Raw genomic sequence first — 12202 nt, 5'->3', positions numbered from 1 at the left:
CCCGCGATCCGGTCCACCGCCGCCAGGAACTTCGGGCCCATGGCTGCGCGGGCCTGCACCGCCGGGTGGGTCGCGCCGAAGTCGTCCGGGTTGGCCTGCCCGTCGGCGAAGAGGGCGTAGGTGAGCACCGCCGCGCCGGAGCGGTCGAAGATCACACCGGCCTCGTGCCGGGCGTCGGCGTACCAGCCGGCCTTGGTGGCGATCCGGGCCCGCTCGTCCGAGGACATGGTGCGCCGGATGCCGTCGGTGAACGCCACCGGGGAGCGCAGGAGGCCCAAGAGGTACGTCGTCGAGGCGGGGGAGAGCAGCGTGCCGGCGACCAGGGCGCGCAGCAGGTCGTGCGTCTCCCGGGGGGTGCTGGTGCCGAGGAAGAACCGGTTCGGGTTGGCCACCGGCTCGACCTGGGTGTTCGGGAAGCCCTTGGCGACCAGGATGGAGTTGATCTCGGCGGCCGGGGCGACCAGCCCGCACAGCCGCACCGCCGTGTCGTCCGAGACGGTCAACAGGTTGGCCAGCACGTGCCCGATGGTGACCAGGCTCGGGTACGCGCCATCCAGGCTGAAGATGCCGTCGCCGCCCGGTACGACGATTGTCGAGCTCACCTCGACCTGCTGGTCCAGGGTGAGCAGGCCCCGGTCGACCTTGTCGAGCACCGCCGTGGCGACGGCGATCTTGTTGACGCTGTACGCCTCGATCCGCCGGTCCGCGTCAGCCTCGACCGCTACCACCGGTGCACCGGCCGGGTCGGCGACGCTGACGTACGCCTGCCAGTTGCCGCCGGCCTCGGCGCTGTGCTTGGCGAAGACGGAGGCGACCCGACGGGCGGCCCGAGCGGGGGTGGTCGGCGACGCCTCGGTGGTCTCGGCTGCGCTCGCCGAGGCGGCGGCGCCCAGCACGGTGCCGGCGGTGGCCACAGTGCCCAGTCCGAGTGCCGTTCTGCGGTTCAGTCGCATGGTGAATCGTCTCCCCGATCGTGGTGTGCCTGAGCGCTTGCTGGCCCACCACCCTAGGCGAGTTGATCGATGCACGATGCCCCCGAACATGTCCCGAACAGTCCCGAACAGGTCAGCCGAACCGTCTGCGCAGCGCGGCGCCCACCGCGCCCACCGGCCCGGACACGAGTTGCCGCAGGTCGGGCAGGTGGCCGCCGCGTACCGCCTCGCCGGCCGGGTTCGCGGTGAAGACCGAGCCGTCGTGCGCGGCGACCGACCGTCCACTCAGGCCGGCCGCGCGCATCAACGGCCCGACGAGGACGTCGTAGACCCCCGGCAGCACGGTGAACCCGGCCCGCAGCACCACGTTGAGCCTGCCCACCGACACCTCCCGGCGGGGTCGGTCCACACAGTGCACGATGGCCCGGGCCACCCGCTGCGGCCCGGCCACCGGCGGCGGAGGTCGCCCGACGCGGCCCAGGTAGTTGGCCGCCTGCTGGTACACCGGTGTGTCCACACTGCCCGGGTTGACCAGGCACAGCCGGATCTCCGGGCTGTCGCGCAACTCCTGCTGCACCGTCCGGGCCAGACCCTGCAACCCCCACTTGCTCGCCACGTACGCGCTCATGTACGGCGCGGTGATGTGCCCGAGCACCGAACCGGTGAGGATCACAGTGCCGGCCCCGACAGCACGGAAGTGCCGCAGCGCCACCCGCACCGAGCCGGCAGCGCCGAGCAGGTCGGTCCGTACCACCTGGTCGAAGACCCGTTGCGGCAACTCGTCGAAGCGACCGTAGGCCATCACCGCCGCCGTGTGCACCCACACGTCGACACGGCCGAAGCGGTCGATCGCGGCCTCCGCGAGCGCGTCCAGCGCGTCCGGCTCGGTCACGTCGGTCGGCACTGTCAGCACGTCGACGTCGGCGCACTCAGCGCGTACCTCGGCCAGGGTCGTGGTGGCGCGGGCGGCGAGGACCAGGCGGTCGCCGCGCTCGGCGAACGCCCGGGCCGTCGCCCGGCCTATGCCGCTGGTCGCGCCAACGATCACGACCACCCGGCTCACGGCACTCTCGCACTCATGGTTCGAGCACGACCTTGATGCAGCCGTCCTCCTTCTTCTGGAACATCTCGTACGCCTGCGGCGCCCGGGCCAGCGGCATCCGGTGGGTACGCAGGTCCTCCACGCCCAGTGGGTCGTCGTCGCCGGAGAGCAGCGGCAGGATCTCGTCGGTCCACCGGCGCACGTGACACTGCCCCATCCGCAGCTGGATACCGCGGTCGAACATCTCCATCAGCGGCATCGGGTCCGCCTCGCCGCCGTACACCCCGGAGAGCGACACGGTGCCGCCGCGGCGAACCCCCTTGAGCGCGGCGTGCAGGACGGACAGCCGGTCCACGCCGGCCCGGTCGGTCATCGTCTGGGCCAGCTTGTCCGGCAGCAGGCCGACGGCGGTGTGGGCAAGCTTGCCCATAGGCGACCCGTGCGCCTCCATCCCGACCGCGTCGATCACCGCGTCCGGGCCCCGGCCGTCGACCAGGTCGATCAACGCGCCCGGCACGTCGGACAGTTGGCTCACGTCGAGCACCTCGATGCCGTGCCGGCGGGCCAGCTCCAGCCGCTCCGGCACGAGGTCCAGCCCGATCACCCGGCCCGCGCCGAGGTGACGGCCGATCCGCGCGCAGAACTGCCCGACCGGGCCCAGACCGAAGACGGCCAGGGTGCCGCCCGGCGGGGTGTCGGCGTACTTCACCGCCTGCCAGGCGGTGGGCAGGATGTCGGACAGGTAGAGGTAGCGCTCGTCGGCGCCGGTCTCCGGGATCTTGATCGGCCCGAAGTGGGCCTGCGGGACACGCAGGTACTCGGCCTGCCCGCCCGGCACCGAACCGTAGAGCGAGGTGTAGCCGAACAGGGACGCGCCCTTGCCCTCGCTGGTGACCTGGGTGGTCTCGCACTGCGCGTAGAGCTGGCGCGAGCACATCCAGCAACTGCCGCAGGCGATGTTGAACGGCACCACCACCCGGTCGCCCGGCTTGAGCCCGCTCACCTCCGACCCGACCTCCTCGACGATGCCCATCGGCTCGTGGCCCAGGACGTCACCCGGCTTCAGGTACGGCCCGAGCACCTCGTACAGGTGCAGGTCGGAACCGCAGATCGCGGTCGAGGTGATTTTCACTATCGCGTCGGTCGGTTCCTCGATCCGAGGGTCCGGGACCTCCTCGACCCGTACGTCCCGCTTGCCCTGCCAGGTGAGCGCCTTCATGTCCCTCATCCCCTTCACGCTGCCGTCTCAAAGGACTGCTACCCGGGCTCGGGCACTTGAACCTGGCCGCCCGTCCCTGGCCTGTGGTCGTGGTTCCCGCGTCCTCCCTCCCGGGTCTGTCGGTGGCGGGTCTGTTGGTGGCCGGGTTTGTCGGTGGTTGCGGTGAGGGCTGGGGGCGACCGTCCCTGGCTTCGGGCGGTCAGGCTTGATCCCTACGCCGGGGACGGTCGCCCCCAGCCCTCGTGGACTTTGTCCGCCGGCGCGTTGCCGGCGGAGCAGCTCAGCCCTGGTGCGTTCGCAGGGCGGGCACGTGATCGGCGCATCCGCCGTGTCGAGTCCGCGCGTTGTGCTTCGTTCGCGCATCCGCGTGTCGAGTTCCCGCGTCGAGCGTCGAGTCCGCTCATCGGGCGTCGGGTCCGCTCATTGGGCGGCGAAATGCGTGTCTTGACGCATCTTGTCGTGGCGGCACTTGGGCCGCGTGGCCTTGATCCACTCGAGTTCCTTGAAGTCGCGGCATCCCAGGCCCGGCAACAGGCCGACTTCCTGAAACTCGAGTGGATCATCGTGATACGCGACCGGTGGGGCTGTGCGCGACGCGGCAGACGGCGGCGCGACGGGTGGTGTAAGGCGCGACCGGTGGAGCAAGGTTCGACGGGGAGGCGAGGGACGCGCCGAGTGAGGCTTGGCGCGACGGGACAGGCGGGGAGCGGCGGGTCTGGGCGCGCTGGATGCGGGTCGAGGTGCGGTGGGCCGGCCGCAAAGCATGGGCCGCAGTGCGTGGGATGAGGTGCCGCGGGCCGGAGCGGGCGGGGATTCGGTTCAACCGGACCGGGTTCATGAGCGCGCTGGCTCGGGGATCTGTCGACGTACCCCAGCAGGAGCGCACGGTGCGGACGAGCCGTGACCAGGGTCAGGGCTGGGGCGACCGTCCCCGGCGGAGGGATCAAGCCTGACCGCCCGTAGCCGGGGACGGTCGCCCCAGCCCCACCGCAACCGAAGCCCGGAGCCGGAGCCGGAGGCCGAGGCCAAAGCCCGCAGCCGCGAGAAAGCAAGACCGCCGTACCCCCGAGGAAGGCGGGGTACGGCGGTCTGGTGTCGTGCGGCGGACCTTCAGGAGCCGGGGGTGTTGTTCGCTCCCTTGGCGGTGGCCGCGAGGTAGTCGCGGTTGAGCCGGCCGATGGTGTTCAGCGGGATGCCCTTCGGGCAGGCCGGGGTGCATTCGCCGGCGTTGGTGCAGCCGCCGAAGCCGGCCTCGTCGTGCGCGTCGACCATGCCGATCACCCGGGTGTAGCGCTCGGGCTGGCCCTGCGGCAGCAGGGAGAGCTGGGTGAGCTTGGCGGCGGTGAAGAGCATGCCGGAGCCGTTCGGGCAGGCTGCCACGCAGGCGCCGCAGCCGATGCAGGCCGCCGACTCGAAGGCGGCGTCGGCGTTGGCCTTGGCGACCGGGGTGGAGTGGGCTTCGGGCGCGCTGCCGGTCGGCGCGGTGACGTAGCCACCAGCCGCGATGATTGTGTCGAAGGCACTCCGGTTGACGACCAGGTCCTTGACCACCGGGAAGGCGCTGGCCCGCCACGGCTCGATGTCGATCGTCTCGCCGTCCTTGAACTGCCGCATGTGCAGCTGGCACGCGGTGGTGCCGCGCTGCGGCCCGTGCGCGTCGCCGTTGATCATCAGGCCGCACATGCCGCAGATGCCCTCGCGGCAGTCGTGGTCGAACGCCACCGGGTCATCGCCCGCGAGGATCAGCCGCTCGTTGAGCACGTCGAGCATCTCCAGGAACGACATGTCCGGGGACACGTCGTCGACCGGGTAGGTCACCATCCGACCCTTGTCCTCAGGGCCCTTCTGGCGCCAGATGCGCAGGGTCAGGTTCACTTGTAGCTCCGCTGCGTGGGGTGGACGTATTCGAACTTCAGGTCTTCCTTGTGCAGCACCGAGGGCTCGCCGTCGGCGGTGAACTCCCAGGCCGCCACGTACGCGAACCGGTCGTCGTCGCGCTGCGCCTCGCCGTCGGGGGTCTGGTGCTCGGCCCGGAAGTGGCCGCCGCAGGACTCCTCGCGGTGCAGGGCGTCGATGCACATCAGCTCGGCCAGCTCGAAGAAGTCGGCCACCCGGCCGGCCTTCTCCAGCGACTGGTTGAGTTCCTCGCCGGTGCCGGACACCTTGACCCGCTGCCAGAACTGCTCGCGCAGGGCACGGATCTCGTCGATCGCCTTGCGCAGCCCGGCCTCGCTGCGCTCCATGCCGCAGTGTTCCCACATGATCTGGCCCAGCTCCCGGTGGAACGAGTCCACGGTCCGGTCGCCGTCGACAGCGAGCAGCCGCCGAATGCGGTCCTCGACGTCGGTGCGCGCCTCGATCGCCGCCGGGTGGGTGGCGTCGACCTTGTCCAGCCCGCCGGAGGCCAGGTAGTTGGCGATGGTGGTGGGCAGTACGAAGTAGCCGTCGGCGAGGCCCTGCATCAGCGCCGAGGCGCCGAGCCGGTTCGCGCCGTGGTCGGAGAAGTTCGCCTCGCCGATCACGAACAGGCCGGGGATGTTCGACTGGAGGTCGTAGTCGACCCACAGGCCGCCCATCGTGTAGTGCACGGCGGGGTAGATGCGCATCGGCACCTCGTACGGGTCCTCGCCGGTGATCCGCTCGTACATCTCGAAGAGGTTGCCGTACTTGGCCTCGATGGCCTTGCGGCCCAGCCGGCCGATCGCGTCGGCGAAGTCGAGGTAGACGCCGAGCTTGGTCGGCCCGACGCCCCGCCCCTCGTCGCACACGTTCTTCGCGGCGCGGGAGGCGATGTCGCGGGGGACCAGGTTGCCGAAGGAGGGGTAGATCCGCTCCAGGTAGTAGTCCCGCTCGTCCTCCGGAATGTCCTTCGGGCTGCGGTCGTCACCCTTGGTCTTCGGCACCCAGACCCGGCCGTCGTTGCGCAGCGACTCGCTCATCAGGGTCAGCTTCGACTGGTGGTCGCCGGAGACCGGGATGCAGGTCGGGTGGATCTGCGTGTAGCACGGGTTGGCGAAGTACGCGCCCTTGCGGTGCGCGCGCCAGGTGGCGGTGACGTTGCAGCCCTTGGCGTTCGTGGAGAGGTAGAAGACGTTGCCGTAGCCGCCGGAGCCGAGCACCACGGCGTCGGCCATCTCGGTGCTGATCTCGCCGGTGACCATGTCCCGGACGACGATGCCGCGGGCCTTGCCGTCGACGAGGACCAGCTCCAGCATCTCGTGCCGGGTGTTCATCTCCACGTTGCCCAGGCCGATCTGCCGTTCGAGGGCCTGGTACGCGCCGAGCAGCAGCTGCTGGCCTGTCTGGCCCCGGGCGTAGAAGGTGCGCTGCACCTGGGCGCCACCGAAGGAGCGGGTGTCCAACAGGCCGCCGTACTCGCGGGCGAACGGCACCCCCTGGGCGACGCACTGGTCGATGATGTTGACCGACACCTCGGCGAGCCGGTGCACGTTCGACTCCCGGGAGCGGAAGTCGCCGCCCTTGACGGTGTCGTAGAAGAGCCGGTGGACGGAGTCGCCGTCGTTGCGGTAGTTCTTCGCCGCGTTGATGCCGCCCTGTGCCGCGATGGAGTGCGCCCGGCGCGGGCTGTCCTGGTAGCAGTAGGACTTGACGTGGTAGCCCTGCTCGGCCAGGGTCGCGGCGGCGGAGCCGCCGGCCAGGCCGGTGCCGACCACGATCACCGTCATCTTGCGGCGGTTGGCGGGGTTGACCAGCTTGGCCTCGAAGCGCCGGGTCTCCCAACGCTTCTCGACCGGGCCGGCGGGAGCCTTGGTGTCGGCGATCGGGTCGCCCTCGGTGAAGAGTTCCATGTCAGGACACCAATCCGGTGAGTACGGCGAACGGGACCACCAGGTACCCGGCGCAGAGCAGCACGGCGAAGACCAGAGCCGCGGTACGCGCCCTGCGCTCACCGCGTGGCGTCTGCTGGCCGAGGCTGCGGAACGCGCTGAACGCGCCGTGGCGCAGGTGGAAGCCGACCGCGAGGATGGCGAGGGTGTAGAAGAGCGTGACGTACCAGCGTTCGGGCGCGAAGTCGGCGACGACGTTGCCGTACGGCTTGCTCTCGTCGCCGACCGGGTTCAGCGTGCCGGTGGTCAGGTCCAGCAGGTGGTAGATCACGAAGAGCAGGATGATCACTCCACCCCAGCGCATCGTGCGGGCCGCGTAGCTGCCGTTGACCTTCTTGCGGTGGGCGTACTTGACCGGGCGGGCGGCGCGGGCGCGCCGGGCCAGCACGGTGGCGGCGACGATGTGGGCGACGACCGCCACGACCAGCACGGTGCGCAGGATCCACAGGAACCAGACGCCGGGCAGCAGTGGCTTGCCGATGTCGCGCAGCCAGTGCGCGTAGTGGTCGAACGAGGTCTCCCCCGTGAACACCTTCAGGTTGCCGAGCATGTGGGCGATGAGGAACAGCGCCAGCAGGATGCCCGTCACCGCCATGACGGCCTTGAGGCCGACGTTCGAGCGGATGGGCGACCGAGTCTTCGTGATTACCACAGGACCGACGCTAGGAGCACTTCGATCAGTCGTCCAATGCATCAAACTCGCAGTGTTGATAGCCGTAGGCTATGTAGATGCAGCTCCATCAGCTCCGGTACTTCGTCGCGGTGGCCGAAGTACGACATTTCACCCAAGCCGCCGACCTCGTCGGCATCACTCAGCCTTCTCTCAGTAAGCAAATTCACGCTCTGGAGGCCGACCTCGGAGCCCCACTGTTCGAGCGGGTAAGGGGCAACATCGCCCTCACCGCGGCGGGTGAGGTGCTGCTGCCGTTGGCCACCCGGATCCTCGCCGACGTGGAAACCGCGACCCGGGAGGTCCAGGAGTTGGTCGGGTTGCGCCGGGGTCGGGTCCGGCTCGGGGCCACCCCCAGTCTGGCGACCTCGCTCGCCCCGCCGGTGCTGCGCCGGTTCCGCGACGCGCATCCCACCGTCGACCTGCGCGTCGAGGAGGGAGGCTCGCAGGACCTGGTCCGCGACCTGCTCCGCGGCGACCTCGACCTGGCCCTCATCATCATGCCGGCGCAGGGGGCCGACCCGGGGCTGCGGGTCGACCCGATTCTGCGCGAGAGCCTGGTGGTGGCCTCGGTGGGAGAGGTGCCCACCGCGTCGACGACCGGGGAGCTGCGCATCACCGACCTGCGGGACCAGCCGATGGTGATGTTCCGGGAGGGGTACGACCTGCGCGACGCGACCATCCAGGCGTGTCGGGAGGCGGGCTTCGAGCCCACCTTCGCGGTGGACGGCGGCGAGATGGACGCGGTGCTCAGCTTCGTCGAGGCGGGACTCGGCATCGCTCTCGTGCCCGGCATCGTGTTGGCCCGGCGGCCGGGCGTGCGGATCACCCCGCTCGCCCCGCCCGGGGTGCGGCGGACCATCGCGGTGGCCCGTCGGCGCGACGTCGTACCCACCCACGCCGGTCGGGAGCTTCGGCGCATCCTGCTCGACTACATCCAGTCGGCGATCAACCTCGGCGAACTGCCCCCCGGCGTCGAGCCACTGACCTGACCCGCCGGGGACCGCTGCCGCGAGGAAGCCGGACGGGGCCGCCGCCGCGACCAGGTCGGCGGCGGCCCTGCGGTCCGGCTCAGCGGCCCTCGGCGTCGTCCATCGCCCGGTAGATCCGCTGCTCGGAGACGGGGTACGGGGTGCCCAGCGCCTGGGCGAAGACGTTCACCCGCAACTCCTCGATCATCCAGCGGATCTGCCGGACGGCCGACTCCTGGCGGCGGGCCGGCGACAGGTTGGCGAGCAGGTCGGCGTACTCCTTCTGCACCACGGCGATCCGGTCCTGCTGCTGGCGGTCCCGCTGCGGGTTGCCGCCCAGCCGCTCCAGCCGACGCTCGATGGCGGTGAGGTAGCGCAGCAGGTCGGGCAGGCGCGCGTACCCGGTCTCGGTGATGAAACCGGCGTGCACCAGCCCGGCGAGCTGGTTGCGGATGTCGGCGAGCGCCGCCACCACGGCGAGGTTGCGGGTCGCGCCGAGCCGCTGCTCGACGGCGTACGCGGCGGCGAGGACCTTGCGGACCCGGTCCATCACCTCGACCACTGTGTCGACCAGGTCGGCGCGGACCTTCTCACGCAGGGCCGCGAAACCGTCGGCGTCCCACGCCGGCCCACCGGCCACACCGATCAGCCGGTCGATGGCGGCGCCGGCCGCGTCCTCGATCAACTCCTGCACGCCGCCGTGCGGGTTGCGGCTCAACGCCAGCTTCGCCTCGTTGTCCAGCCGCCCCTGCAGGAACCGCGCCGGGGACGGCACGGTGAGCCGCAGCAGCCGGCGGGTGCCGGCCCAGTGCGCCGCCTCGGCCTCGGCGGGGGAGTCGAACACCCTCACCCCGACCGTGGCGCCCTCGTCGACCAGCGCCGGGTACGCGGTGACCGCGTAACCCGCGCGGACCTGCTCGATGGTCCGGGGGAGTGTGCCGATGCTCCACTCGCGCAGCCCGGTGCGGGCCACCTCCGGCGCGGCGGCCGCCACCACCTGGCGTACCTCCTGGCGGAGTTGGCGTTGCAGGGCCGGCAGGTCCTTGCCCTCGGCGACCGGCTTCTCGTCGTCGCCGAGGACCCGGAACGTCACCCGCAGGTGCGCCGGGAGCTTGCCCGGCTCCCAGGCGTCGCGGGGCACTGTCACTCCGGTCATCCGGCGCAGCTGCCGGGTGAGCGCGTCCAGCAGCGACTCCTCGCCGGGAGTGATCGCCGCCAGGGCGGCCCGGGCGTAGTCCGGCACCGGGACGAAGTTGCGGCGGATCGCCTTGGGCAGCGACCGCATCAGCGCGATCACCGTCTCCTCGCGCAGCCCCGGCACCTGCCAGTCGAAGGTCTCCGCCGGCACCTGGTTGAGCAGCGGCAGCGGGATGTCCACTGTGACGCCGTCGTCCGGTGTGCCCGGCTCGAACCGGTAGGTCAGTGGCAGGCTCACCCCGTCGGCCTGCCACTCGTCCGGGTAGTCGTCCTCGTCCACCCCCGGTCGGCCGTCGTTGATCAGCAGGTCGCGGGTGAAGGTGAGCAGATCGGGTTGCTCGCGGCGGGTCTTCTTCCACCAGCTGTCGAAGTGGCGGCCGGAGGACACGTCGGCCGGGATCCGCTGGTCGTAGAAGCCGAAGATGGTCTCGTCGTCGACCAGGATGTCCCGGCGTCGGGCCCGGCTCTCCAACTCCTCGATCTCGGCGAGCAGCCGCTTGTTGTCCGCCCAGAACTGGTGGTGGGTCTGCCAGTCGCCCTCGACGAGGGCGTGCCTGATGAACAGTTCCCGGCTCAGCGTCGGGTCGATCCGCCCGAAGTTGACCTTTCGGGAGCTGACCAGCGGGACGCCGTACAGGGTGACCTTCTCGTAGGCCATCACCGCGGCCTGCTTCTTCTCCCAGTGCGGTTCGCTGTAGCTGCGCTTGACCAGGTGCTGCGCCAGCGGCTCGACCCACTCCGGCTCAACCCGGCCGGCAATGCGCCCCCACAGCCGGGAGGTCTCCACCAGCTCTGCGGCCATCACCCAGCGCGGCGGCTTCTTGAACAACGCCGACCCGGGGAAGATCCCGAACTTCGCGCCCCGCGCCCCCAGGTACTCGTGTTTCTGGGCGTCCTTCAGGCCGATGTGCGACAACAGGCCGGGCAGCAGCGACTGGTGCACCTTCGGGGTGTCGATCTCCTCCGGCAGGTCCGCGCCACCTCGGCGGCCCCGGACGGCGTCCGCGTCGTCCGAGCTGTCGCGCGCCGGCCGCCCACCACGCCGGTCGCCGTCGGACGGGGTACGCAGCACCTGGCGCAGCTGGCTGACGATGTCCTGCCACTCGCGGATCCGCAGGTAGTTCAGGTACTCCGCCTTGCACATCCGGCGGAACGCGCTGGAGGAGAGCTCCCGCTGCTGCTCGCGTAGGTAGCGCCACAGGTTGAGGAAGGCGACGAAGTCCGACTCCTTGTCGGCGAACCGGGCGTGCGCCTGGTCCGCCTGGGCCTGCTTCTCCGCCGGCCGCTCCCGCGGGTCCTGAATGGAGAGCGCCGCGGCGATCACCAGCACCTCGGTGGCGCAGCCGTTGCGTTCACCCTCGACCACCATCCGGGCCAGGCGCGGGTCGACAGGCAACTGGGCCAGCCGTCGGCCGAGCGCGGTGAGCCGCTTCTCCGGGTCGGCCTCGGTCGGGTTCAACGCGCCCAGCTCGTGCAGCAGGTTGACGCCGTCGGTGATGTTGCGCTTGTCCGGTGGGTCGATGAACGGGAACGCGGCGAGGTCGCCGAGCCCGATCGCGGTCATCTGGAGGATGACCGACGCCAGATTGGTCCGCAGGATCTCCGGGTCGGTGAACTCGGGCCGGGAGAGGAAGTCCTGCTCGTCGTAGAGGCGGATGCAGATGCCGTCCGAGGTACGGCCGCACCGGCCCTTGCGCTGGTTGGCCGACGCCTGGGAGACCGGCTCGATCGGCAGCCGCTGCACCTTGAGCCGACTGGAGTAGCGGGAGATGCGGGCGGTGCCCGGGTCCACCACGTACTTGATGCCGGGCACTGTCAGCGAGGTCTCCGCGACGTTGGTGGCGAGCACCACCCGGCGTGAGGAGTGCGCGGCGAAGACCCGGTGCTGCTCGGCGCTGGACAGCCGCGCGTACAACGGCAGGATCTCGGTGCCGAGGAGCGAGCGCTTCTTCTGCACCAGCTTGCCCAGCGCGTCGGCGGTGTCCCGGATCTCCCGCTCACCGCTGAGGAAGACCAGGATGTCGCCGGGGCCCTCGGCGGCCAACTCCTCGACGGCGTCGCCGATCGCCTGGATCTGGTCGCGGACGGTCTCCTCGTCGCCGTCGCCGTCCTCCTCGCCCTCGGCGAGCTCGACGAGGGGCCGGTAGCGCACCTCCACCGGGTAGGTACGCCCCGAGACCTCGACCACCGGGGCGGGCACGCCGTCGGGCTCGTCGGCAGTGGGTGGCCCGGCGAAGTGCCGGGCGAACCGGTCGGTCTCGATGGTCGCCGAGGTGATGATCACCTTGAGGTCGGGTCGTCGGGGCAACAGCTCCCGCAGGTA

8 protein-coding genes are annotated in these 12202 nt (G+C 70.8%); 1 reads left to right on the top strand and 7 read right to left on the bottom strand.

From position 1 onward, the window contains the following. The 6 genes from ABZ749_RS17040 to ABZ749_RS17015 all read right to left on the bottom strand — a co-directional run. Window positions 1–953: serine hydrolase (locus ABZ749_RS17040; RefSeq protein WP_357228696.1), on the bottom strand; the 953-nt coding region annotated here is incomplete at its 3' end. A 112-nt stretch (window positions 954–1065) separates the two neighbouring features. Then, window positions 1066–1995: an SDR family NAD(P)-dependent oxidoreductase gene (locus ABZ749_RS17035; protein WP_357228693.1), complete on the bottom strand. Its 930-nt coding sequence runs from the start codon at window positions 1993–1995 to the stop codon at window positions 1066–1068. A 13-nt stretch (window positions 1996–2008) separates the two neighbouring features. After that, window positions 2009–3193, bottom strand: a complete 1185-nt coding sequence (locus ABZ749_RS17030; protein WP_357228698.1) for a zinc-dependent alcohol dehydrogenase — start codon at window positions 3191–3193, stop codon at window positions 2009–2011. Between the two features lie 1110 nt (window positions 3194–4303). Then, window positions 4304–5068: a succinate dehydrogenase/fumarate reductase iron-sulfur subunit gene (locus ABZ749_RS17025; protein ID WP_355007162.1), complete on the bottom strand. Its 765-nt coding sequence runs from the start codon at window positions 5066–5068 to the stop codon at window positions 4304–4306. Continuing rightward, window positions 5065–7002 (bottom strand): fumarate reductase/succinate dehydrogenase flavoprotein subunit, encoded by a 1938-nt coding sequence (locus ABZ749_RS17020; protein ID WP_357228690.1) that lies wholly within the window; start codon window positions 7000–7002, stop codon window positions 5065–5067. Before ABZ749_RS17020 ends, ABZ749_RS17025 begins: the two co-directional genes overlap by 4 nt. Window position 7003: 1 nt before the next feature. Continuing rightward, window positions 7004–7735: a succinate dehydrogenase cytochrome b subunit gene (locus tag ABZ749_RS17015; RefSeq protein ID WP_357228687.1), complete on the bottom strand. Its 732-nt coding sequence runs from the start codon at window positions 7733–7735 to the stop codon at window positions 7004–7006. Window positions 7736–7770: 35 nt separating this feature from the next. Between ABZ749_RS17015 and ABZ749_RS17010 the strand changes: the two genes are divergently transcribed. After that, window positions 7771–8703: a LysR family transcriptional regulator gene (locus tag ABZ749_RS17010; protein WP_357228684.1), complete on the top strand. Its 933-nt coding sequence runs from the start codon at window positions 7771–7773 to the stop codon at window positions 8701–8703. A 79-nt stretch (window positions 8704–8782) separates the two neighbouring features. Here the strand turns inward: ABZ749_RS17010 and hrpA are convergent. Then, on the bottom strand, window positions 8783–12202 hold a 3420-nt coding region (gene hrpA / locus ABZ749_RS17005; RefSeq protein ID WP_357228682.1), incomplete at its 5' end, for an ATP-dependent RNA helicase HrpA.

Source organism: Micromonospora sp. NPDC047753 (assembly GCF_040642735.1).
In the GTDB taxonomy this organism is placed as follows: Bacteria; Actinomycetota; Actinomycetes; order Mycobacteriales; family Micromonosporaceae; genus Micromonospora.
Note: the sequence above shows the minus strand (reverse complement) of the source record. Positions and strands in the feature narration are given on the sequence as shown.